General features: G+C 56.6%; 16 protein-coding genes, 1 tRNA gene and 2 rRNA genes (1 of these 19 cut by a window edge). 14 read left to right on the plus strand and 5 right to left on the minus strand.

Features of this window, described 5'->3' with window-relative positions; translation table 11 throughout:
- From H4W29_RS13470 to H4W29_RS13480, 3 genes are all read left to right on the plus strand, one after another.
- Positions 1-2,098: ribosomal RNA gene (locus H4W29_RS13470) — 23S ribosomal RNA — on the plus strand (it extends 701 nt beyond the left edge of the window).
- A 240-nt stretch (positions 2,099-2,338) separates the two neighbouring features.
- Positions 2,339-2,453: ribosomal RNA gene (rrf, locus tag H4W29_RS13475) — 5S ribosomal RNA — on the plus strand.
- Between the two features lie 302 nt (positions 2,454-2,755).
- Positions 2,756-2,832, plus strand: a tRNA-Met gene (locus tag H4W29_RS13480).
- 286 nt (positions 2,833-3,118) lie between these two features.
- Here H4W29_RS13480 and H4W29_RS13485 read toward each other — a convergent pair.
- Entirely contained in the window at positions 3,119-3,613 is a 495-nt protein-coding gene (locus H4W29_RS13485; RefSeq protein WP_192729344.1) for a YqhA family protein, read from the minus strand.
- A 347-nt stretch (positions 3,614-3,960) separates the two neighbouring features.
- On the opposite strand from H4W29_RS13485, the gene H4W29_RS13490 reads away from it, so the two are divergent.
- From H4W29_RS13490 to H4W29_RS13515, 6 genes are all read left to right on the plus strand, one after another.
- A complete protein-coding gene (locus H4W29_RS13490; RefSeq protein WP_192729345.1) occupies positions 3,961-5,391 on the plus strand; it encodes a basic amino acid/polyamine antiporter in 1,431 nt (476 codons plus the stop codon).
- 235 nt (positions 5,392-5,626) lie between these two features.
- Positions 5,627-7,060, plus strand: a complete 1,434-nt coding sequence (locus H4W29_RS13495; RefSeq protein WP_192729346.1) for a basic amino acid/polyamine antiporter — start codon at positions 5,627-5,629, stop codon at positions 7,058-7,060.
- 24 nt (positions 7,061-7,084) lie between these two features.
- Positions 7,085-8,341 carry an arginine deiminase gene (arcA, locus tag H4W29_RS13500; RefSeq protein WP_192729347.1) on the plus strand — a complete coding sequence of 419 codons (1,257 nt, stop codon included), beginning with the start codon at positions 7,085-7,087 and terminating at the stop codon, positions 8,339-8,341.
- An 83-nt stretch (positions 8,342-8,424) separates the two neighbouring features.
- On the plus strand, positions 8,425-10,095 hold the full coding sequence (locus H4W29_RS13505) for an alpha/beta hydrolase (RefSeq protein WP_192729348.1): 1,671 nt from the start codon (positions 8,425-8,427) through the stop codon (positions 10,093-10,095).
- 183 nt (positions 10,096-10,278) lie between these two features.
- The gene (locus tag H4W29_RS13510; protein ID WP_007818359.1) at positions 10,279-10,773 is read left to right on the plus strand and encodes a DUF1269 domain-containing protein; all 495 of its coding nucleotides are present in this window, start codon (positions 10,279-10,281) and stop codon (positions 10,771-10,773) included.
- A gap of 245 nt (positions 10,774-11,018) precedes the next feature.
- Positions 11,019-12,035, plus strand: a complete 1,017-nt coding sequence (locus H4W29_RS13515) for an AI-2E family transporter (protein WP_192729349.1) — start codon at positions 11,019-11,021, stop codon at positions 12,033-12,035.
- Positions 12,036-12,056: 21 nt separating this feature from the next.
- Here H4W29_RS13515 and H4W29_RS13520 read toward each other — a convergent pair whose 3' ends face one another.
- Complete coding sequence (locus H4W29_RS13520) at positions 12,057-15,224, minus strand: efflux RND transporter permease subunit (RefSeq protein WP_192729350.1); 3,168 nt, start codon at positions 15,222-15,224, stop codon at positions 12,057-12,059.
- Positions 15,221-16,366, minus strand: a complete 1,146-nt coding sequence (locus H4W29_RS13525) for an efflux RND transporter periplasmic adaptor subunit (RefSeq protein ID WP_192729351.1) — start codon at positions 16,364-16,366, stop codon at positions 15,221-15,223. Before H4W29_RS13525 ends, H4W29_RS13520 begins: the two co-directional genes overlap by 4 nt.
- Before the next feature lie 498 nt (positions 16,367-16,864).
- Between H4W29_RS13525 and H4W29_RS13530 the strand changes: the two genes are divergently transcribed.
- The 3 genes from H4W29_RS13530 (at position 16,865) to H4W29_RS13540 (ending at position 18,949) form a co-directional block, all read left to right on the plus strand.
- A complete protein-coding gene (locus H4W29_RS13530; protein ID WP_192729352.1) occupies positions 16,865-18,010 on the plus strand; it encodes an AraC family transcriptional regulator in 1,146 nt (381 codons plus the stop codon).
- Positions 18,011-18,335: 325 nt separating this feature from the next.
- Positions 18,336-18,578 (plus strand): hypothetical protein, encoded by a 243-nt coding sequence (locus tag H4W29_RS13535; RefSeq protein WP_192729353.1) that lies wholly within the window; start codon positions 18,336-18,338, stop codon positions 18,576-18,578.
- Between the two features lie 17 nt (positions 18,579-18,595).
- Complete coding sequence (locus H4W29_RS13540; protein WP_192729354.1) at positions 18,596-18,949, plus strand: EF-hand domain-containing protein; 354 nt, start codon at positions 18,596-18,598, stop codon at positions 18,947-18,949.
- A 141-nt stretch (positions 18,950-19,090) separates the two neighbouring features.
- On the opposite strand, the gene H4W29_RS13545 is transcribed toward H4W29_RS13540, so the two are convergent.
- Positions 19,091-20,089: an ABC transporter permease gene (locus tag H4W29_RS13545; RefSeq protein ID WP_192729355.1), complete on the minus strand. Its 999-nt coding sequence runs from the start codon at positions 20,087-20,089 to the stop codon at positions 19,091-19,093.
- A gap of 43 nt (positions 20,090-20,132) precedes the next feature.
- Positions 20,133-20,873 carry an ATP-binding cassette domain-containing protein gene (locus H4W29_RS13550; RefSeq protein ID WP_192729356.1) on the minus strand — a complete coding sequence of 247 codons (741 nt, stop codon included), beginning with the start codon at positions 20,871-20,873 and terminating at the stop codon, positions 20,133-20,135.
- 256 nt (positions 20,874-21,129) lie between these two features.
- On the opposite strand from H4W29_RS13550, the gene H4W29_RS13555 reads away from it, so the two are divergent.
- Both H4W29_RS13555 and H4W29_RS13560 read left to right on the plus strand, forming a co-directional pair.
- On the plus strand, positions 21,130-22,110 hold the full coding sequence (locus H4W29_RS13555; RefSeq protein WP_192729357.1) for an NAD-dependent epimerase/dehydratase family protein: 981 nt from the start codon (positions 21,130-21,132) through the stop codon (positions 22,108-22,110).
- Between the two features lie 48 nt (positions 22,111-22,158).
- Positions 22,159-23,145 carry a substrate-binding domain-containing protein gene (locus H4W29_RS13560; RefSeq protein ID WP_192729358.1) on the plus strand — a complete coding sequence of 329 codons (987 nt, stop codon included), beginning with the start codon at positions 22,159-22,161 and terminating at the stop codon, positions 23,143-23,145.
- The last annotated feature ends 142 nt before the right edge of the window (positions 23,146-23,287 follow it).

A 23,287-nucleotide genomic window follows, 5' to 3' on the forward strand; every position in this document is an offset into this window, starting at 1 on the left:
GCATTAGACCCGAAACCGAGTGATCTAGCCATGAGCAGGTTGAAGGTTGGGTAACACCAACTGGAGGACCGAACCCGCATCTGTTGCAATAGATTGGGATGACTTGTGGCTAGGGGTGAAAGGCCAATCAAACTCGGAAATAGCTGGTTCTCCGCGAAATCTATTTAGGTAGAGCGTCTGGCGAATACTCCCGGGGGTAGAGCACTGGATGGGCTATGGGGACTCACCGTCTTACTGATCCTAACCAAACTCCGAATACCGGGAAGTACTACCAGGCAGACACACGGCGGGTGCTAACGTCCGTCGTGAAAAGGGCAACAACCCTAACCTCCAGCTAAGGTCCCCAAGTCATGGCTAAGTGGGAAAGGATGTGAGGATCCCAAAACAACCAGGATGTTGGCTTAGAAGCAGCCATCATTTAAAGAAAGCGTAACAGCTCACTGGTCTAAATAAGGGTCTTTGCGCCGAAAATGTAACGGGGCTAAAGCCATGCACCGAAGCTGAGGATTCCTCTTTGAGGAGTGGTAGCGGAGCGTTCCGTAAGCTGATGAAGGGAGACCCGTGAGGGCTCCTGGAGGTATCGGAAGTGCGAATGTTGACATGAGTAACGATAAAGAGGGTGAGAGACCCTCTCGCCGAAAGACCAAGGGTTCCTGCTTAAAGTTAATCTGAGCAGGGTTAGCCGGCCCCTAAGACGAGGCGGACACGCGTAGTCGATGGGAACCACGTTAATATTCGTGGGCCTGGTGGAAGTGACGGATCGCACAAGTTGTTCTGGTTTATTGGATTATCAGGGCAGCGGAGCGGTTCCAGGAAATAGCTCCACCGTATAGACCGTACCCGAAACCGACACAGGTGGTCAGGTAGAGTATACCAAGGCGCTTGAGAGAACTATGTTGAAGGAACTCGGCAAATTGCACGCGTAACTTCGGAAGAAGCGTGACCCCATTGTAGGCAACTATGGTGGGGTGGCACAGACCAGGGGGTAGCGACTGTTTATCAAAAACACAGGGCTCTGCGAAGTCGCAAGACGACGTATAGGGTCTGACGCCTGCCCGGTGCTGGAAGGTTAAGAGGAGAGGTGCAAGCTTTGAATCGAAGCCCCAGTAAACGGCGGCCGTAACTATAACGGTCCTAAGGTAGCGAAATTCCTTGTCGGGTAAGTTCCGACCTGCACGAATGGCGTAACGACTTCCCCGCTGTCTCCAACATAGACTCAGTGAAATTGAATTCCCCGTGAAGATGCGGGGTTCCTGCGGTCAGACGGAAAGACCCCGTGCACCTTTACTATAGCTTTACACTGGCATTCGTGTCGGCATGTGTAGGATAGGTGGTAGGCTTTGAAGCAGGGACGCCAGTTTCTGTGGAGCCATCCTTGAAATACCACCCTTATCGTCATGGATGTCTAACCGCGGCCCGTCATCCGGGTCCGGGACAGTGTATGGTGGGTAGTTTGACTGGGGCGGTCGCCTCCGAAAGAGTAACGGAGGCGCGCGATGGTGGGCTCAGACCGGTCGGAAATCGGTCGTCGAGTGCAATGGCATAAGCCCGCCTGACTGCGAGACTGACAAGTCGAGCAGAGACGAAAGTCGGTCATAGTGATCCGGTGGTCCCGCGTGGAAGGGCCATCGCTCAACGGATAAAAGGTACGCCGGGGATAACAGGCTGATGACCCCCAAGAGTCCATATCGACGGGGTTGTTTGGCACCTCGATGTCGGCTCATCGCATCCTGGGGCTGGAGCAGGTCCCAAGGGTTTGGCTGTTCGCCAATTAAAGCGGTACGTGAGCTGGGTTCAGAACGTCGTGAGACAGTTCGGTCCCTATCTGCCGTGGGTGTAGGAATATTGACAGGATCTGTCCCTAGTACGAGAGGACCGGGATGGACATATCTCTGGTGGACCTGTTGTCCTGCCAAGGGCATAGCAGGGTAGCTATATATGGACGGGATAACCGCTGAAGGCATCTAAGCGGGAAACCCACCTGGAAACGAGTGTTCCCTATCAGAGCCGTGGAAGACGACCACGTTGATAGGCCGGGTGTGGAAGTGCGGCAACGCATGAAGCTTACCGGTACTAATAGCTCGATTGGCTTGATCGTTCTCATTGACTATGCTCATCTCCCGGCAAACACGAAGTGTTTGTCCGGATCGATGATGCTTGACCTTCTGTCCTCACGCGCCAAAGGCGCTGCGGACGGCGCGCCGGACTTCCGGCGACGCGCCTTGCGCTTGCGGCCTCTGGCCGGCAGTGCCTCGCGAAAGGTTTTAAGACGTGTTCAAAAGAAAAAAGAAAACAGGCTAACGCCTGCCAGCTTCTCACACAAGTTGCGCTTCGCTGACCTGGTGGTTATGGCGGGGTGGCTGCACCCGTTCCCTTTCCGAACACGGCCGTGAAACGCCCCAGCGCCTATGGTACTTCGTCTTAAGACGCGGGAGAGTCGGTCGCTGCCAGGTCTGCTAAACGCAACTCGTGAATATCTTCTCAAAACGAAATCTTACGGCCCAAAGCCGACCAAAGGGCCGCTATCAAAGCGGCCTTTTGTGTTTGGTGCCCTATATGCAGACTGAAAAATTGGTGCACCGGATAATGGTGCGTCCCTTACAGGAGACAACTCGGCTTTGCCAAGTTGCTCCGGCAGTGAGAGTAAACCGCCAAGCGGTCTACTCTATCGCGACAAATCCTACGGATTTGCGCAATCGGTATTTTGCCAATCGGCAAAATACCTGGACGGACGACACAAGTGTCGCCTGGATAACGCGGGGTGGAGCAGCCCGGTAGCTCGTCAGGCTCATAACCTGAAGGCCGCAGGTTCAAATCCTGCCCCCGCAACCAAACAAATAGCCCGCTCTCAAGCGGGCTTTTTTGTTGCCAAACAGTCCAGGACCTAACCTCTCCCCAAGAGGCCGCAAGCAGCCAAAGCAAACAAAGCGGCACAGGAAACCCATAAAGCCTGACAACGCAATCAAACCTTCCTTCCAAGTCTCTCAACGGTGATCCGGCCATATCGAGGCGTTGACTGCCATCGGCATTCTGTACGCACATGCCTACTGCAACTCGCCCAAGCGGGCGGCAGAGCTTCGACGGCTGGGCCAGCTTGAGATGAGAGACTGCAAAGCAATCACTTTTGCGCCGCTCGCCTGCGGTTCTCATCATGCGACGAACTCGCCACCAGTTTCATTGCGGCAGCGAGTAGGACGATAGCGCCGGGTAGCACGAGAGTGTTCCACTCCAGCTCGCCCTCAGTTTCTGCGATGAGCGTCGCAAAATGAACCACCAAGTACAAAATGATGACCTGGAAGAAGAGAATCTTCAGTTCATTAATTGTGGACAATAGCATCCACCTTGGCACTTTTCGACGCTCATCATCCGACACATCGAAAACGAATCCGAACGTAATCGCATATGCAAAGATGATCAGAATGATGCCGAAAATGAACTTATCGGTAGAACGCAGCACTGCCGCGATAACGGATGAACTTAGATCCATGCGAACGGCCGCAAACGCATTGCGGAGCGTCAGCGCACCCTCCCAGAACGTGAGTGCAGCACCGCTCAAAAGGCCTAAAGGTGCGACGATAATGACATAGCGCAGCGATAGAAACAGCGAGAGCATAAACGTACTCCATCGGCGAAACTGACGGTGGTCAAACCGCCTTGCTATAGTGGGGCCCATCGGCGTGTGCCCAGCAACCCCGTGTCAGCAAAAGGTAATTAATGATCCTGAGCCTGAAGATCGGAGGAAGGAGCTCTGGCCAATCCTTCAGGCTATTCAGATATTTGCGTGTACCGGTCGGCAAAGCATAGCCCGGACCGCTCCGCCTCGCCATTGCAGTCGGGTCTTTCCAGGTCGAAATGGACTTGAAGCACAGTCTTGGGATTCCATGCCGATTACCGGGACTCCAGGGCAAGGCTAAAGTGACAATTCGACGAACACGACCAGTCCGCCAGGAGCGCGCGACGATGGCTTCAGATTCAGATCGGCATTTTTCCATTTGGACATTGATGGCAATGGTCGTGGGCTCAATGGTCGGGGCTGGAATTTTTTCTCTGCCACAGGCCTTTGGACGCGCGACCGGTCCGTTCGGCGCACTGATCGCATGGTCGATCGCCGGTATCGGCATGCTGATGCTGGCCTTCGTATTTCAGACACTGTCTCGACGGAAGCCGGAGCTGGACGCAGGGATATACGCTTATGCGAAAGCCGGGTTCGGCAACTATCTCGGGTTTCTCTCTGCACTTGGATATTGGTCGGCTGCCTGTCTCGGCAATGTTTCGTATTTCGTACTGATCAAGTCGACACTTGGGTTGTTTTTTCCCGTCTTCGGGGATGGTAACACAATCATAGCGATCTTCTGCTCATCGATCCTGCTATGGCTCTTTCACACGCTCATTCTGCGCGGTGTCAGGGGCGCAGCCGCGGTCAACACCATCGTGACTTTCGCCAAGATCATTCCAATCATCCTTTTCATTGCCTTTGTTGCCTGGGGATTCCATGCGGATATCTTCGCTGCCAATTTCTGGGGCGGCGAGGACGTTAGTGTCAGCAATGTCGCCAGCCAGGTTCGTGCCACGATGCTTGTGACCGTCTTCGTCTTTGTCGGGATAGAAGGCGCCAGTGTGTATTCCCGTTATGCGCGGAACCGCAACGATGTTGGAGTGGCAACGCTTGTGGGTTTCCTCGGCGTGTTATGCCTGCTTGCTCTTGTCACGATCCTTTCCTATGGCGCCATGTTGCGCGCCGATCTCGCAGGACTTCGCAATCCGTCTATGGCCGGCGTTCTGCAAAGCGTCGTTGGGCCTTGGGGGGCAGTATTCGTCAGCTTGGGATTGTTGATTTCCGTTCTGGGCGCCTACCTGTCGTGGGTGCTTCTCGCCGCAGAAATTCTTTTTTCGGCCTCGAAATACGGAACCATGCCGCAGTTCTTGTCGCACGAAAACAGAAATGGAGTGCCGTCGAACGCGTTGTGGCTCACCAATATCGTCGTCCAGACGTTTTTGATTCTGACGCTGTTTACGCAATATGCGTTCAGACTCGCGCTCGAGCTGACGAGCTCGATGATCCTCGTTCCCTATCTCCTCGTTGCTGCGTACGGGCTTAAACTTGCCCGGTCAGGCGAAACATATGACCGGGATCCGGTTGGCCACCGGACGGATCTGATGCGTGCTGGGATCGCCCTGATATACACTGCGGGCTTGATCTATGCGGCCGGAGCAAAACACCTGCTGCTGTCAGCGGTGATCTATGGGCCTGGTTCAATTCTCTTTATTGTCGCGCGCCGCGAAGGGGGCAAAACCGTCTTTACCCCAACCGAATTGATCATGTTCGCAGCTGCAGGTCTTGGCGCAGCAATAGCGATCTATTCCATCACAACAGGTCTCATTTCCGTCTGACCGAGTGCTGCAATGGTGTGCGTCGATGGCGCCATTGCTGGCTCAGCCGGTCGCAGCGTTTCATTGCGGTCCAAAAGGTCGCTGCTTGCGTAAGTCGCCACGAAAATTGGGACGCGAAGAATGGTCGTGGGATTCTGTGCTGATCCACTGGAGGACCGAACAACACTATAATTCCAATCAGCACCCACTGCGGCCAGCGCACTCGGACACTTGATAGAGTTTTGTAGAGGACATCATGACTTCAGACTCTACTCAGAAATTCTCGTTGTTTGCGCTAACAGCCATGGTCGTCGGATCGATGGTCGGCGCCGGTATCTTTTCTCTTCCCCGCACGTTTGGCAACGCCACCGGGCCATTCGGCGCGATCATAGCGTGGTGCATCGCCGGCGGCGGGATGTATATGCTGGCCCGTGTCTTTCAGGCGCTGGCCGAACGCAAGCCCGATCTCGACGCGGGCGTTTATGCCTATGCCAAGGAGGGTTTCGGTGATTATCCGGGCTTTCTGTCGGCATTCGGCTATTGGATCGGCAGTTGCATCGGCAACGTTTCCTACTGGGTGCTGATCAAGTCGACGCTCGGCGGGTTCTTTCCGGTCTTCGGCGATGGCAATACCGTGACCGCCATCGCGGTGGCTTCTATTGGCATCTGGCTGTTCCACTTCATGATCCTGAGAGGCGTCCAGCAGGCTGCCTTCATCAACACGGTGGTCACGATTGCCAAGATCGTGCCGATCCTGGCTTTCATCCTGATCCTTATCGTCGCCTTTAAGACGGATATGTTCAGCGCCAATTTCTGGGGCGGCACGGGAATGCCCGATGCCACGCTGTTCCAGCAGGTGCGGGCAACGATGCTGGCGACGGTCTTCGTCTTCATCGGTATCGAGGGTGCAAGCAACTATTCGCGCTACGCCAGGACCCGATCCGATGTCGGCACGGCCACCATCATAGGCTTCATCGGCGTCAGCGCCCTGATGGTGCTGGTAACGCTGCTGCCCTACGCGGTAATGCCGCGCACTGACATCGCCATGATGGGACAGCCCTCCATGGCAGGCGTTCTGGAAGCAGTCGTTGGCCACTGGGGCGCTGTCTTCATCAGCGTCGGTGTGATCGTCTCGGTGCTCGGCGCCTACCTCGCATGGTCGTTGGTCTGCGCAGAAGTGCTCTTCGTCGCCGCCAGAACGGACGACATGCCGAGGCTATTCGGCACCGAAAACGCAAACAAGGTGCCAGCCGCGGCCCTCTGGCTCACGAATATCGTGGTCCAAGTCTTTGTCATCAGCACTTACTGGTCACGCGACGCCTTCGCGCTGATGCTGAATCTGACAAGCGCGATGTCGTTAATACCCTATCTGTTTGTTGCTGCTTTTGGCCTACTGCTTGCGAGGCGGGCGGAGACCTACGACGTTCGGCCGCAGGAAAGGTCCCGCGATCTGGCCATCGCCGCCATCGCCTGTATCTATACCCTCTTCATGATCGCAGCCGGCGGCCTGAAGTTTGTGCTGCTGTCTGCACTTCTCTATGCACCGGGCACGCTCTTATACTTCTGGGCTCGTCGGGAGCAGAACAAGCAAGTGTTCAACACCTCGGTAGACTGGGCGATTTTCGCCGCTGCGGTCATCGGCTGCATTGCTGCCATCGTCGGGTTATCGACCGGTTACATCACGATTTAATGGAGCAAATAGAGGAGGCTAAACATGTCCGCTGCCGCTGATTCCGCCACCTTTGGCGTTCACTCCGAGGTGGGCCAATTGCGCAAGGTGATGGTTTGCGCGCCCGGCCGTGCCCATCAGCGCCTGACGCCGACCAACTGCGATGCCTTGCTCTTCGATGACGTTCTCTGGGTCGACAACGCCAAGCGCGATCATTTCGACTTCATGACCAAAATGCGCGACCGCGGCATCGAAGTGGTGGAGATGCACAATTTGCTCGCTGAAACCGTTGCGGTCCCTGAAGGCAAGAAGTGGATCCTCGACAATCAGGTGGTGCCAAACCAGGTCGGTCTAGGCCTCGTCGATGAGATCCGCAGCTATCTTGAAGGACTGTCCAACCGCGAGTTGGCGGAAACTCTGATCGGTGGCCTGTCGACGCAGGAATTTCCGGAGACGCACGGCGGCGAGATGCTGAAGCTAGTACGCGAGGCGGCTGGCGTCACCGAATATCTTCTGCCGCCACTGCCCAACACGCTGTACACCCGCGATACGACCTGCTGGATTTATGGCGGTGTGACGCTGAACTCGCTCTATTGGCCCGCGCGCCACGAGGAGACCATACTCACCACCGCCATCTACAAATTCCATCCCGACTTTGCCGGCAAGGTCAAGGTATGGTGGGGCGATCCGACCAAGGACTGGGGTCTTGCCACCTTTGAAGGCGGAGACGTCATGCCGATCGGCAAAGGCAATGTGCTCATTGGCATGAGCGAACGCACCTCGCGCCAGGCGATCAGCCAGGTTGCCGCCAATCTCTTCGCGCAAGGTGCAGCCGAACGGGTCATCGTCGCAGCGATGCCGAAGCTGCGCGCCGCGATGCACCTCGACACAGTGTTTACCTTTGCCGACCGCGACTGCGTGCTGCTCTATCCCGATATCGTCAATGGCATCTCCGCCTTTTCGTATCGGCCCGGTGCAACGCCGGGAACAGTCGAACTGCGCAAGGATAAGGGAACATTCGTCGAGACTGTCCGCGATGCTCTAGGTCTCAAGGAGCTGCGTGTCGTTGAAACGGGTGGCAACGATTATATGCGCGAACGCACGCAGTGGGACAGCGGTGCTAATCTCGTTTGCGCTGCCCCGGGTGTCGTCTTCGCATATGACCGCAACACCTACACCAACACGCTTTTGCGCAAGCAGGGCATTGAGGTCATTACCATCATAGGCGCCGAGCTTGGCCGCGGTCGTGGTGGCGGCCACTGCATGACGTGCCCGATTATCCGCGACGCGGTGGACTACTAATTCTGGGATGCTCTGATCGCTACCGCAAATACTGCGCACGCTTTATAGTAGCAAAGTCTAGTGTCTGCCGTGCGGAGGGTTAGTTGCAGGCGAAAATCATTGCATTGGGAAGATCATTCTCAATTTTCGGTTTGGTTGTCGGCACTGTCTTCTTCGCTGCATCCCTAAGCCCGAGCCTGATGCCGCGAACTTACTTGGTTCAAGGCATTGTTGCCGGTTTCTGCGCGGCGCTGGGTTATGGAGTCGGGGTCTTGATGCGTTGGCTTTGGCTCTATTTGGAGTTGCCGCTGCCGCGCACTCGAACAACTGTGAAGATCGCGGCTATTGGCATCTGCGTCGCAATTGCAGCTATCGTTCTTTGGAGAGCCACTGAATGGCAGAACTCCATCCGGAAGCTGATGGGGCTCGATCCAGTGCAAAGCGCGGAGCCTCTTGAGCTTGTTGTCATTGCGCTGGCGGTGTTCGGTTTGCTTGTGTTGTTCGCGCGGCTTTTCAGGCTGACCTGCATGGTGCTCGCGGCTTTGTTCGAACGATTTCTTCCAAGACGAGTGTCCGTTCTCGTCGGCGGTTTGATTGCGGTCGGATTGTTTTGGTCGATCGCAGAGGGTCTTCTTTTCAGAACAGCGTTGCGGATTGCGGATACCTCGTTCCAGCAGCTCGACGCCATGATTGACGATGATCTGGCGATGCCGGGTGATCCCGTCAAAACAGGCAGTGCGGCTTCTCTTATCGATTGGAAAGAACTGGGTCGGCGGGGCCGCGAATTCATTATTTCCGGGCCTACAGGCGCTGAAATTGGCAATTTCTTCCACGAAAATGCTCTCGACCCTATCCGGGTTTATGTTGGACTTAACAGCGCGGATACTGCTGAGGAGAGAGCTCGGTTGGCTCTGGCGGAGCTCAAGCGAAACGGGGCTTTCAAGAGATCCATTCTGATCGTCATTGTTCCAACGGGGACTGGTTGGGTTGACCCTGCGGCAGTGGACACAGTTGAATTCCTTCACAAGGGCGACGTTGCGAGCGTAGCTCTCCAGTATTCATACCTGAGCAGTTGGCTGTCGTTGTTAGTCGAGCCAGCCTACGGCGCAGAAGCGGGGCGCGCGCTCTTTCGTGAAGTTTATCGCTACTGGGTCACACTCCCTCGTGACCAGCGCCCGAAATTGTACCTGCATGGCCTCAGTCTCGGCGCAATGAATTCAGAGCTTTCGGCCGATCTCTTCGACATCGTTGCCGACCCGTTTCAGGGCGCATTGTGGAGCGGGCCTCCCTTCCAGAGCCGCACGTGGAAGTCAGTGACTGCCAATCGCAATCCCGGTTCACCTGCCTGGTTGCCGCGTTTCCGCGACGGCTCCATCATTCGATTTACCAATCAGCACGATGCGTTAAACATCCCGGGTTCCGTCTGGGGGCCGATCCGGATCGTTTACCTGCAGTATGCCAGCGATCCAGTCACGTTTTTCGATTTTCATTCGCTCTACCGGGAACCTGATTGGATGAAGATGCCGCGCGGTCCGGATGTGTCCCCCGAGTTGCGCTGGTTCCCCTTGGTCACAATGACGCAACTTTTATTGGACATGGCAACAGCCACCACATCTCCGATCGGGTATGGCCATGTTTACGCGCCGGAACACTATATCGATGCGTGGATTGCTGTGACTGATCCGCAGGGTCTTTCTCCCAACGATGTTGGGCGCCTCAAGACATTTTTCGAGAACAAGTTTCGAAGTGGTGCTGAGCCGGCCGCGCATGGATAGGATTTTGATCGGCGGCGCCGGCCGACTGTAGTGCCGTATGCATTGCTGGCGGCGCACTCAAAAAGAGACGCAACGCATTCCTCTGGGATTCTATGCCAATTTCCTCGCTGCGTTCGCGCGATATGTTTCGGTGTGGCCTGGTGATCAAGGTCTAAGGGTTCGGTTCACAACTTGGAGGGTGTCATGTCTAGTCTCATCGCCATCGTCTATCCAACGGAAGCAAAGGCTGAGGAAGTGCGCCGACGCCTTATCGAACTGCAAAAGGAGTATTTGATCAAACTTGGTGACGCGGTCATCGCAACCAAGACACAGGGCGGCAAAGTCAGGCTGAACCAGCTTGTAAGTATGACCACGTCTGGAGCTGTATCGGGCAGTTTTTGGGGCCTTCTCGTGGGTGTCCTGTTTCTGAACCCGCTCATCGGCGCAGCGGTGGGGGCGGCATCGGGAGCCATCGCAGGCGCACTAACCGATGTCGGCATAGACGATGCATTCATGAAAGACCTTGCGAGCAGTCTGCAGCCTGGGAATGCGGCGTTGTTTGTGCTGGTGCAGGAAATGACGGCCGATAAGCTGTTGAAGGAAATATCCGGTTTTGGCGGTGTGGTGCTTAAGACCTCCTTGGATGAGACCAAGGAGCAGATATTACGTGACGCCCTGCAGAAAGATGCGGCAGCGTAATTATGGATAGTCATCGTCATCCCTTGCTGGGCCACGGGTAGAAATACTCTCCGCGCGTGGGTACCCGTTGGGTAAACCGCCGATGTTCACCCCTGCAGCGTAACCCATTGTGATCGAAGGCATCGAGCCGGCGAGAAGGAGGTATGCGAAAATCGAAATTTTCGAAGTCGCCAAGCAATCCAGGCGACGTCCAATCGGCACATGAGCATAGTGATATTCCGTTTGGCGAGCCGATAGGAGCGAACATGACGGGACAAAGGCAATTCGGACCTATTGCGACCGGCATTCTGATTCTTGCCCTCCTTCATTTCGCTCAGGGGATCTTCGTTCCGCTTGCATTCTCGCTGTTTCTCATTGCGTTGGTCTGTCCAATCCAATCCGCACTGCAGCGGCGGCTGCCGCAGCTGATAGCGCTTCTTTTCACCCTCATTCTAACGATGGCAATCATTGCCGCCATCAGTTCATCGGTCGCTTGGGGCTTCGGCAAACTCGGTCAATGGCTTTTCGCCAATGCGAGCCGTTTCCAGCTCATCTACACGAGCTGGACGGACTGGCTTGAAGGGCATGGCATAGCAATCGCCGGCGCGCTCGCTGACCGTTTCGATGTAAGGTGGCTGGTCGGTTTCACGCAGGGAATGGCTGGGCGAGTGAATAGTTTCGCCGGCTTCGCACTGCTGGTTCTTGTCTTCACCATGCTTGGCCTGCTCGAGGTTGACGATTTCAACGAAAGACTGAAGACCTCTGCTGCACAGCCTTATGGCGCGCGCATTCTCCTTGCAAACCGCGAGATTGGCGTGAAATTGCGCCGCTTCATGATCGTGCGGACATTCGCCAGTTTGTTGACGGGGCTCGTCGTCTGGATCTTCGCACTCGCGGCAGGATTGGAACTTGCGGCCGCTTGGGGCGCGATCGCCTTCACGCTCAATTATATCCCGTTCCTGGGTCCGTTTGTCGCAACGGTATTGCCGACACTGTTCGCCATTGCTCAATTCGAGTCATGGCCGATGGCGGTCGGGGTCTTCGTGGGGCTCAACCTGATCCAATTTGTTATCGGGAGCTATCTTGAGCCGCTGCTGATTGGCACTTCTCTTTCGATTTCGCCGTTTGCGGTAATTTTCGCAGTGTTTTTCTGGAGTTTCATGTGGGGTGTTCCTGGCGCCTTCATCGGTGTGCCGATTCTCATTGCCTTCATTGTCTATTGTTCAGGCGAGAAATCCACGCGATGGATCGCGACACTCGCTTCGAGAGGGCCGTCCAGATGACCGGCAATGGATCTCAGTCGGTCAGCGTGACGACCGTCGCTGTTCCGCCCTCTCTGCTTCCCGAGCATCGTCGAGCGGGCGGGTGAACCGGCCGGAAAACCATTCTGCAAATCGTTCCACAACGACAAACAATCCCGGGATCAACAATATTCCAACGGTCGTTGCCGCCAACATGCCTCCGAGGATGGTGACGCCAAGTGCCTGGCGGGCGTTGGCGCCGGCGCCCGTTGCGACCACCAGCGGGATCATCCCCAAGATAAACGAAACGGCAGTCATCATGACCGCCCTAAAACGCTGACCCGCTGCGGAAACCGCTGAATCAACAATCGAGAGCCCGCGCTCCCGCTCAACGCGCGCAAATTCGACGATCAGGATGGCATTTTTCGAAGCGAGGCCAATCAGCAGAACGATACCAATCTGGGCATATAGCGAGTTTTCCAGCCCTGATACCGCGAGCGCCGTGATTGCGCCTAAAGCGGCAAAGGAGAGCGAGAGGATAATCGAGACCGGCAGAGTCCAGCTTTCGTATTGGGCAACAAGAAACAGGAACGCAAAGATGAGCGCCAGCGCCAAAATCATAGGGGTCTGCGCCGCAGATTGCCGCTCCTGCAGGGACAGCCCCGACCATTCGTAGCCGTAGCCTTCAGGCAGCACTTCTGAGGCCGCGCTCTCGAAAGCCGCCATCGCCCGAGCCGAACTGGTTCCTACAGCCGGGATTCCGTTTATCGGAGCGGCGGGAAAAAGATTATACCGCGACAGCGTAAACGGTCCGAGGTCCGGTTCCAGGGTTACCAGGGTGCGCAGGGGTACCATCGCGCCATCGCGGCTTCTGACATGCAGATTGAGAACATCATCCGGAATTGATCTGAACTGGCTGTCCGCCTGCAGGTTGACCTTGAATGATCTGCCGTCATGCGTGAAATCGTTGACGTATCTTCCGCCGAACTGCGCACCGAGCGTTGAATAAATTTGATCGACGCTCACGCCCAGGCTTTCGGCACGCACGCGATTGACATTTACGAAAACCCGGGGAACATCCGCCGAGAAAGAACTGGATGCAATCGCAATCTCCGGTGTCCGGCTGGCCGCGGCTATCAGTGCCCGCGCCACCTGACTGATGTCTTCCGGCGACTGACCCAGGCGAGCTTGCAGCCTGAAGTCCAATCCACCCACCTGCCCGATGCCGGGGATCGGCGGAGGAGCGAATACCGCAACGTTGGCCTGCGGAAGGGTCGAGAAGCGCGCATTGAGCGATGCCAGCAAGGCTGTTGTTGACAGGTTTGGCGCGTCTCTTTTTTCCCAAGGATCCAGCATAACAATGGCGAAGCCGCGATTCGGCACAGAGCCGCCCTGCAGAAGGCTGAAACCGGATATCGTCACGACTTTCGCAACGCCCTCCGTTTCTCGCAGCGCCGCTTCAACCTGTTGCATCGTTTTTTCCGTGGTCGAAAGTGTAGATGCATTGGGCAGCTGAAGATCCACAAAGAGGAAGCCCTGATCCTCATCCGGCAGGAATGACGACGGTACTTTCAGGAAAAGCAGCATTGCTACGACGATCGTGGCGGCAAGGATGCCAAGAACGATGACGACACGCCGAGCGAGACCGCCGACAACACGGGCATAGCCATTTCGCGTCTTTTCCAGCGCGGACTCGAATCTCGCCAACGGCCCGCTGAGTTCTGCCGGCCTGCGGAGAAGGGTCGCGCAAAGGGCCGGGCTCAAGGTTAGACCGATAAAAGATGAAAAGACGAGCGATGCGGAGATTGTGATCGCAAACTGCCGGTAAAGCTGGCCGTTAATGCCCTGCAGAAATGCCGTCGGAACAAAGACACCCAGCAGCACCATCGTCGTGGAAATGATCGGGCCGGTGACCTGTCGCATGGCTCTTTCACTGGCAGTTTTTGCGTCCAATCCCTGATCCTTCATCAGCCGCTGCACATTTTCCACGACGAGAATGGCGTCATCGACAACAAGTCCCGTCGCCAGTATGAGCGCAAGCAGCGTGATGAGATTAATTGAAAACCCCGCGACATAAAGAACGGCGAATGTGGCGATCAGCGATGCCGGAATTGCGAGTGCGGGAATGACGGTGGCGCGCCATTCGCCAAGAAACAAGAAGGTGACCGCCACCACAATTATGAAGGTGATAGCGAGCGTTATGATGATTTCGCGAATGGATGCGCGCACGAACTGCGTCGAGTCATAAACCGGCTCATAGCTCAGACCGCGCGGAAACTGTTGCGAGAGACTTTCAAGCTCCTTGGTCACAGCATCTGCCGTACCCAGCGCATTGGCGCGCGGCGACTGATTGACGACGAGCATTGCACCGGGAGCTCCGTTCACTCTCACGCTGGACGCGTAGCTTTGCGCCCCGAGTTCGACCCGGCCGATATCGCGAATGCGAACGAGGGCACCCGCCTGGCCTGTCTTCACGATAATGTCGCCGAAGGCTTCGGTCTCCTCAAGTCGTCCTTGGGCGACCAGCGTGTACTGAACCTTCGCATTGTCTTGCGAAGGTGGACCGCCGACCTGGCCGATCGACGCCTGAATATTCTGACCTTGAATTGCCGATGCGACATCATCCGGCGTTATCTCGAGCGCTGCCATGCGCACCGGATCCATCCAGATGCGCATGCTATATTGTGACGATCCCATCACCGACGCTTCGCCGACACCCGGCACGCGCGACAGGGCGTCTGTCACATTCATGGAGAGGTAATTGGCAATGTCGAGTTCGCTGAGCGTGTGATCGTGGGAGTAGAAACCGAAGGCCACCAGGAAATCAGGAGAGCGGGCCCGCACGGTGATCCCCTGCTGGGAGACCGCGGCCGGCAGCTGTGCGGTTGCAAGTTGAGCGCGATTCTGGACGTTGATCTGGGCGAGGTTGGGATCGGTGCCGACGGCGAAGGTCACCGTTAGCGTATAGGTACCGGCATCGGAGCTGTTTGATGACATATATATCATGTCATCGACGCCATTGATCGCTGTTTCCAGCGGGTCCCCGACCACCTTTGCGATAACCTCGGCATTGGCGCCGGGATAGAAAGCTGAAACCGTGATGCTTGGCGGCGTTATGTTGGGATATTGGGCAATGGGAAGTCCGAAAATTGATAGGCCGCCGGCAAGGCACAAAATAACGGCGACGACAATTGCGAACCGCGGACGAGAGATGAAGAAGCCCGAAATCATGGCTGCTTCCCAGCATCCTGCTCGACAGGCTGGACAGCGATGCCATCGGAGAGCCGTTGCGTCCCTTGCACAACGATCTTTTCTCCCGATTTCACACCCTGTCGGACAGCCCACAGATCACCGACCTTCGCCCCGGTGTCGATACGGCGTTGCCGAACAATATTGTTCTCGCCCATCACGTATAAGAAGCGACCGTCACGGTCCTGCAGGACGGCGGTTTGAGGCACGGACGGCCCCATAGCCTGCTGGGCGCTACCGACAATGAGCTTGACGAACTGGCCAGGCATCAACAGTCCCTCGGGATTTGGGAATATCGTTCCGACGGTTGCCGTTCCTGTTCTTGAATCGACTTCTGGCGATAGGAACTCCAGAGTACCATTCTGATCGTAAACGCTGCCGTTCGGTAACCTCAGGCTCAGCTTTATGGCCTCGGCTGTCGATTTCATATCCGCCGCGTTTCTTTGACGAAAGGTTGTGATGTCTCCTTCGGTGACAGAAAAGGCAACGCGCACCGGATCGACCTGCACCAATCGGACAAGCGCTCCGACATCCGGACCAACGAAATTACCCTTGGTAAAAAGCGGCTGACCGATGCGGCCCGAGATCGGCGCTGTTATGCGCGTGTAGGAAAGGTCGAGTTCAGCCTTCGTGAGGCCTGCCTGAGCTGCGGCAAGGTCGGCGGTCGCAATCTCAAGGGCCGTCTGAGACTCCTCATAGGTGGCGCGCGGCGCGGTGTTGCGTCGGACAAGTTCCGCATTCCTGTTTCGATTATCCGTGGCCTGCTGACGGGTTGCCTCGGCACGCGCGACCTGCGCCTTGGCAGTGGCGACGGCAGCTTCATAACGCGCAGGCTCAATGACAAACAGAATGTCGCCCTCGCTTACGGTTGCGCCTGGACTGAATGCGATTTCCTCAATGAAACCCGAAACGCGAGCACGAACGTCCACCGCCTCCAGCGCCTCGACGCGGCCGATATTCTCGCTCGGAGATTCAACCGGTCCATCGACAACCGATTGCACCACGACACTGGGAGGCGGTCGGCTCGCAGGAGGGGTGTCCTGTGCTGAAATGTGGACTGGCAATGCTGAAAAAAAGACGAGCCAAGGAGAGATGGCAAGGATAGTCCAGGAGATATTTTTCATCTGGATCTCCAAGGCGATCGCATCGTCGCACGGAGAAAATATATATTGCAGGCCACTATGCGAACAAGGAATTCCCCACCACTCCCCATAGAAATGGACTGATTGCCAAGATTTGGGATGTGGAGCGAATAGAGGACAGTTTGACAGTGAAGTGCACGCCCAAGAGATGTGCCCACAATTTGCTGCTGACGTGCAGTGATCGTCCAAGCAATTCCGGGCACCACCCAGAAGTCGCATGTGAGCGTTCGCATGTTGCTAACCACCGGCGTTGCAGTTGTGCCGGGCGATTCCCTGTGCAGCTTTGCATGTAAGCAACATCTAAACAATTCGGATTAATTGTGTTATGCGTTATTGCTACGCAGAGGTGAGTCCTGATCGCCGGGGGGTGGAGCGATGTCGGAGCAGCATCTTCAGGGTGATTTGCTTGATTCCAGTAGACGCAGTCGCGGTAGGAGGCGACCGGTTGCATGCTCTCCTAGTCATTGGGGGTGTGAGACCATGAGAGCCGAAGGCGCAATTGGACGAGATAAATTGCCCAGCGGCGCGATCTCAGGTGAAAACCCCTCGGCGGCGAAGCAAACACCAGTTGAGCCCGGACAAAGAGCGTGTGGCCCCACGCACCTGCCCACTTATGAGCTCACGACACACGATCTCCCCCCGGGGTACCAGTTTGAAGCCTGGCGCAACAATTTTGCACCCATGCTCGAGTTCGACGAACCCGACGACATGACAGTCGGCTTTGGCGGCAAGCAAGTGACCTGGGACCTCGGTTGCCTTGCCTTCTCTCGTATCGAGACCGACGCATTGGGATTCGTCAGCCTGCCTGGACATACACGACGGGATCCACTGGATCACTGGACGCTGACAACGTTACTTTACGGGTGCGTGAATACCATCGCACCAGCCAGGACATTTGAAGGCAGTGCGGGTGTGGTTCAGGTCCATTCTCTTGCCCGACCCTTCGAAGGGAATATCACCAATAGCGAAATGCTGATGTTGTTCGTTCCACGTGATTTTTGCACCGAGGTCACGAGCGCCCTGAATGCCGCGGAATTCTCCAATCTCAGCACCGGAATGGGTCGGCTGTTCACGGACTATATGATTGGCCTTGCCAAGCGGTTGCCGGTGATTGATGAAGCTGAACTTCCAGCACTGGTGGCTGCCACGCGGGCAATGATACTTGCCTGTGCGTCGCCTTCTGCAGACCGTATAGAGGAAGCGCGCGAGCCGATTGCGTCGGTGCTGATCGAAAGGGCGCATCGAATTATCCAGGCCAGATTATTCGATCCGAAGTTTGGGGCAGAGTCCCTGCGTCGGGAACTTGGCGTCTCACGCTCGCGGCTCTATCGGCTGTTTGAACCGTTCGGCGGCGTCATGCATTATATTCAGCATCGGCGCCTTCTCGATGCACATTCGGCACTGAGTGACCCGACCGATCAACGCCGTATCATCGAGATCGCCGAGCAACATTGTTTCAACGATGGGACGGAATTCAGCCGCGCTTTTCGGCGCGAATTCGGTTGCAGTCCCACCGATGTAAGGAGCGGGCAAAAGGTCGATCTGCCGTACAAGCCGGCGGCCGATCTCAAGGCGTACGCGCCTGAAGAACGATTTGGTGTGCTGTTGCGCCGGCTTCACGGCTGAAGCAGGCCGACGATCGTTATAACGAGACAGGAGCGGGATCGTATCCGGTCTGGGGGTCCTGAAACCAGTGATCGTCCCCGCTTCGACAGGATCAGCGGTGGAGACAGGTGCAGGTGTTGTCTTCACCCATGCGCAGTGGTAGTATTCGGTAGTAACGTTGCAGCTTTGGCGCGCGTTCTGGATGTTTCGTCTATGAGTTGCTTCTGATTGGCAGAAAAACTCTCGGATATGAGGAACATATTCAGAAGCTTGTTTTCGACCGCCGCCGCTCAACGGTGCCTCCGCCTGTTTGTCTTAAACGTGAACGGATATACTGGAGGAAAAAATGACCAGGTGCACGATAGGTCTTACTCTCTTAGGCTGCCTTGCCTTGTCTGGCTGCCAGTCTGCTTCGACGTCCCAAGCAGGACGCAGTAACGAGTTCGGCTGCATCGCCGGTACCGTCGGCGGCGCGGTCGTCGGCGGATTGCTTGGCGCGACCATTGGCGCAGGGACCGGGCAGCTCTGGGCTGTTGGCGGCGGCGCCACGCTTGGCGCTGCGGGCGGCAATGCCTTGACATGTTATTGACGCGAAAGGTCGGAATCATGAAAAGAGTAGCCCTGCTGACGGGATTCGTTTTTTTTACCGCCATCGCTGCCGCCGCGCAGAATCAACCGGTAGCTATGAACCAGGGCCAAATGGACCGGCTCGATCGTGACAAGAACGGAGCGGTCGACCGATCCGAATATCAAGCCTTCATGACGTCGGCCTTCACGAGCCTGGACAAGAACAAGGACGGCAGCCTGAACTCTGACGAGGTCGTCGGAGTTCTGACCGTCCAGCAATTTTCCGCCACCGACGCTAACGGTGACGGCAAAGTCAGCCAGAATGAGTTCCTGACTAGGGTGATGGCGGACTTCAAGACCGCCGACCGCGGCGGCGACGGGAGCCTGCAGTAACGCACAGAGATCCAAGCGCCAAGGCAAGCGTGTTTCCGCTCGCCTTGGGCAGGTGTGTTCATCCGGTAGGCTTCACTCAGACGACCCTCACATAGTTCACATGCCGGTCTCATGAGGCTTGAGTATGTGGATCGGGTTCGCCTACTCGTCGCGTCGCAAGTTGCGAATTCGGTCGAAGAGAACGGCGAGCACAATCGCTCCGCCGATAAAGCTACCTTGCCAGAACGCATTGATGCCGAGCAGGCCGAGGCTGTTTCGGATAACCTCGATGAGCGCGGCGCCGATCAAGGCCCCAAAGGCGGTGCCGACGCCGCCAGCCAGATTGGCGCCGCCGATAACCGCGGCGGCAATGACCTGGAGTTCCATCCCGGCGCCGATATTTGTGGTGACTGCGCCGAGCCAGCCGGTTTGGATGATGCCGGCAACCCCCGCCGAGAGAGCGGAGATCATATATACGACGACCTTGATCACCTGTACGGGAACGCCCGTCAGTGTCGCGGCATGTTCATTGCCGCCGATGGCAAAAACATAGCGGCCGAACTTGGTCCAGCGCAGCACAAAGCCGGTAAGGAGCGCCAGCACGACCATGTAGAGCACTGGATTGGCGATGCCGAAAAACCAAGCGCCGCCACCCAACGCCAGCAGCTTGTCGTGATCAGGCCCGAACTGGAAAACGACAGTGTTGTTGGATGCAACCATCGCCAGGCTGCGCGCAATCGACAGCATCCCGAGCGTGACGACGAAGGGTGGGAAGCCGAGATAGGCAATCAATAGGCCGTTGAAAGCTCCTACCACGAGAGCAGTACCGATCGACGCAGCGATGCCGATCTCAATGCTGTACCCCGCATGCATGACGACCGCCAGCACCATACTGCACAGGCAGAGCACGGAGCCCACGGACAAATCGATGCCGCCAGTGATGATGACCAGCGTCATGCCCAGCGCGATAATCGCGACGAACGTGACGTTGCGGGTGATGTTGTAGATGTTCTTCGACGTTGCAAAAGAGTCTGTCGTCATCGACAGAAAAATGCAGGCGAGAATGACCGCAATCAGAACCCAGAATGTCTGGCCGCCCAAGATTGTCGCAAGCCAACTCCGTTGCTTCTGCCCGATCGTCTGGTCAAGTGTAATCGCCATCGTCGACCTTCTTCTTTCTCGCTGCGGCAAAAGACAGCATCGATCACACCTGTTCGATGGCGCCGGTAATGAGCCCTGTCACTTCCTCAGGCGAACTCGCCGCAATTGGCTTGTCGGCTACTTTTCTGCCCCGCCGCATCACGATCACACGGTCTGCGACCGAAAAGACGTCGGGCATGCGATGGCTGATCAGGACGACGACAATGCCCCGGTCGCGCAATTCGCGGATCAGATTGAGAACCTCGGCGACCTGGCGCACGGAAATGGCTGCGGTTGGCTCGTCCATCAGCACGATTTTCGCCTCCGACAGCATCGTCCGGCCAATCGCGACCGCTTGCCGCTGGCCACCTGACATTTGCTTGACGAGATCGCGTGGTCGCGTCTCCGACTTGAGCTCGCGGAAGATCTCGCCGGCGCGCTTGTACATGGTCTTGTAGTCGAGGATGCGAAAGGGCCATATGCCGCGTCGCAATTCTCGTCCGAGGAACACATTTGCTGCTGCCGTAAGATTATTGCAGAGCGCCAGATCCTGATGAACGATTTCGATGCCGTGCAGCCGCGCTTCCTTCGGCCGATGCAGCACGATCTCGGCACCATCGAGACGCATGGTTCCGTGGCTCGGTCGAAAGTTGCCGGCGATCATCTTGACCAACGTCGACTTGCCCGCGCCGTTATCGCCCATGAGGCCAACGACTTGCCCCGCTTCTAGCGAAAACGAAACGTCGTTGACGGCCTGGATGGCACCGAAATGTTTGGAAATATTGGTGAGCTCGAGAACCGCCACCAGCCTCCTGGCCTCCCAAAACTTGTCGCTATCCGTTCGCTCCGAGCCCGGCCTGTTTCGACGCGAGGCTCAGGCGAACTCGCCTTTCCAATATCCTCCCAGGAAAAGCGAATATGAGCATTTACGCAAAACCTTGCGACAGCGTCAACTCATTGTCCGAGATGCTGAGCCTATTGTAACAAAAATCTGTTTTGTCAGACAAATATCAATTGACGGAAGTGGCGCGCGAATATTAGCTATTACTGGGAGAGAGAGCATGCTGATCCTTGTTACCGGTGCCACGGGCAAGGTCGGGCAGCGCTTCATTGCTGGGCTGCTTGACGATCCGAGATTTTCCAAAGCCCGTGTTCGCGCGCTTTGCCATAACCGTTTGTGCGATGCGACCGATCGTGTCGAAGTCATCCGCGGCTCGATCGCCGATCGCGATGTTGTGGCAGCCGCGCTCAACGATGTTACCCATGTCGTTCATCTCGCCACATGCAAGGAAACCCCTGAAAACATCATGGACGTTACGGTCAAGGGTCTCTTCTGGCTTCTCGAGGAGTTCCGCGGAAGCGCCACGGCACGTCAGTTTATCCTGATCGGCGGCGATGCGGGCATTGGGCATTTCCACTATCGCCACTCCGGCCCGATCACCGAGAGCGTCCGCCATTGCGCCTATCCGGGAAGCTATGCGCTCTCCAAGGTTCTGGAAGAGGTCATGCTGGAGCAGTTCGGCATTCAGTATGGCCTTAACGGGTGTTGCCTGCGGGCGCCGTGGATCATGGAAAAGGACGATTTCAAGTATTCACTGTCCTTTGGGAATGACGTCTTTGGCGGCCCGGACTGGAAGACGCTCGTTCCGGAAGAAGCGGCGCGACGCTATGCGGCCATGGGCACAGTGCCGCTGTTGCTCGATGCTGACGGCCGTTCGTTGAAACGCAACTTCGTGCATGTCGACGATCTCGTATCCGCAATATTGTCAGCGATCGACAACCCCCGAGCGGAGAGGCAACTCTTCAATATCTGCATGGACCGACCTGTCGACTATGCTGAAGTCGCTGCCTACCTGTCCCGCACGCGAAATCTCGACTCGGTCGAGATACCAAGCCGCTTCCATTCGAACTGGATGGACAACAGCAAGGCGAAATACCTGCTCAATTGGCGGCCAAACTACGATCTCGAAATGCTTATCGACTCGGCGTGGCAATACGAGCGTTCGAAGGAGGAGCCTCGTATCGTGTGGTATCCGGGTTGATTTCGTATGGCGGGCATGTCGTGTCCGTCTGTTTCAAGGGAGGAAACCATGAGGAAGGCATTACTACTTACAGCCGCAGTTTTAGCATTGACCGCAGGGCAGGCCCTGGCGAAGAAGCAACTCGTCATCGTCGTGAAAGGTCTCGACAATCCGTTCTTCGAAGCAATCAATCAAGGTTGCCAGAAGTGGAACAAGGAAAACGCTTCCGCGGAATATGAGTGCTTCTACACCGGTCCGGCATCGACATCCGATGAAGCCGGCGAAGCGCAGATCGTGCAGGATATGCTGGGCAAGGCGGACACTGCCGCGATCGCGATCTCGCCGTCAAATGCAAAGCTCATCGCCCAGACCCTGAAGACCGCCAATCCGAGCGTTCCGGTGATGACGCTTGATGCCGATCTTGCTGCCGAGGATGCGGCCTTGCGCAAGACCTATCTCGGCACCGACAACTATCTGATGGGCGCACGTATCGGCGAGTACATCAAGAAGGCCAAGCCGAAGGGCGGTAAGATCTGCACGATCGAAGGCAATCCGGGAGCAGACAATATTCTGCGTCGCGCGCAAGGCATGCGTGACACGCTCACTGGCCAGAAAGGCCTTACGGCATTGAAAGGCGAGGGTGGTTGGACGGAAGTCGCCGGCTGCCCGGTCTTCACCAATGACGACGGCGCCAAGGGCGTGCAGGCAATGACTGATATCCTCGCAGCCAATCCCGACCTCGATGCATTCGGCATCATGGGCGGCTGGCCCTTGTTCGGCGCGCCGCAACCCTATCGTGACCTGTTCAAGCCGATGGCTGAGAAGATTGGCAGCAATGAATTCGTCATCGGTGCGGCCGACACGATCGGCGACGAGGTTGCCATTGCGAAGGAAGGCCTGGTGACTGCACTCGTCGGTCAACGGCCGTTCGAGATGGGCTACAAGGCACCGACGGTGATGATGGATCTGATTGCGGGCAAGGCAGTCGACGATCCGGTATTCACCGGGCTCGATGAGTGCACGAAGGACACGGTCGATACCTGCATTCAAAAGTAGGCTTATGGCTCGGCGCACCAGGTCAGGGTGCGCCGACTGCCTTCACGTGACGGATCGAAAGATCTGCAGGGCTTGACGCGCCCTGAAATCTGCGCTCTGTGCCGGATCCAATCGCAGGCGACTTCCTCGTTATTACGATTGT

The sequence above is a fragment of the Rhizobium viscosum genome (assembly GCF_014873945.1).
GTDB classification, from domain to species: Bacteria; Pseudomonadota; Alphaproteobacteria; order Rhizobiales; family Rhizobiaceae; genus Rhizobium; species Rhizobium viscosum.

Excerpts from the sequence above, each read along its gene's own strand:
- H4W29_RS13485 (WP_192729344.1), bottom strand. The coding sequence starts at position 3,613 with ATGCTCTCGCTGTTTCTATCGCTGCGCTATGTCATTATCGTCGCACCT.
- H4W29_RS13490 (WP_192729345.1), top strand. The coding sequence starts at position 3,961 with ATGGCTTCAGATTCAGATCGGCATTTTTCCATTTGGACATTGATGGCA.
- H4W29_RS13495 (WP_192729346.1), top strand. The coding sequence starts at position 5,627 with ATGACTTCAGACTCTACTCAGAAATTCTCGTTGTTTGCGCTAACAGCC.
- arcA (WP_192729347.1), top strand. The coding sequence starts at position 7,085 with ATGTCCGCTGCCGCTGATTCCGCCACCTTTGGCGTTCACTCCGAGGTG.
- H4W29_RS13510 (WP_007818359.1), top strand. The coding sequence starts at position 10,279 with ATGTCTAGTCTCATCGCCATCGTCTATCCAACGGAAGCAAAGGCTGAG.
- H4W29_RS13515 (WP_192729349.1), top strand. The coding sequence starts at position 11,019 with ATGACGGGACAAAGGCAATTCGGACCTATTGCGACCGGCATTCTGATT.
- H4W29_RS13520 (WP_192729350.1), bottom strand. The coding sequence starts at position 15,224 with ATGATTTCGGGCTTCTTCATCTCTCGTCCGCGGTTCGCAATTGTCGTC.
- H4W29_RS13525 (WP_192729351.1), bottom strand. The coding sequence starts at position 16,366 with ATGAAAAATATCTCCTGGACTATCCTTGCCATCTCTCCTTGGCTCGTC.
- H4W29_RS13530 (WP_192729352.1), top strand. The coding sequence starts at position 16,865 with ATGAGAGCCGAAGGCGCAATTGGACGAGATAAATTGCCCAGCGGCGCG.
- H4W29_RS13535 (WP_192729353.1), top strand. The coding sequence starts at position 18,336 with ATGACCAGGTGCACGATAGGTCTTACTCTCTTAGGCTGCCTTGCCTTG.
- H4W29_RS13540 (WP_192729354.1), top strand. The coding sequence starts at position 18,596 with ATGAAAAGAGTAGCCCTGCTGACGGGATTCGTTTTTTTTACCGCCATC.
- H4W29_RS13545 (WP_192729355.1), bottom strand. The coding sequence starts at position 20,089 with ATGGCGATTACACTTGACCAGACGATCGGGCAGAAGCAACGGAGTTGG.
- H4W29_RS13555 (WP_192729357.1), top strand. The coding sequence starts at position 21,130 with ATGCTGATCCTTGTTACCGGTGCCACGGGCAAGGTCGGGCAGCGCTTC.
- H4W29_RS13560 (WP_192729358.1), top strand. The coding sequence starts at position 22,159 with ATGAGGAAGGCATTACTACTTACAGCCGCAGTTTTAGCATTGACCGCA.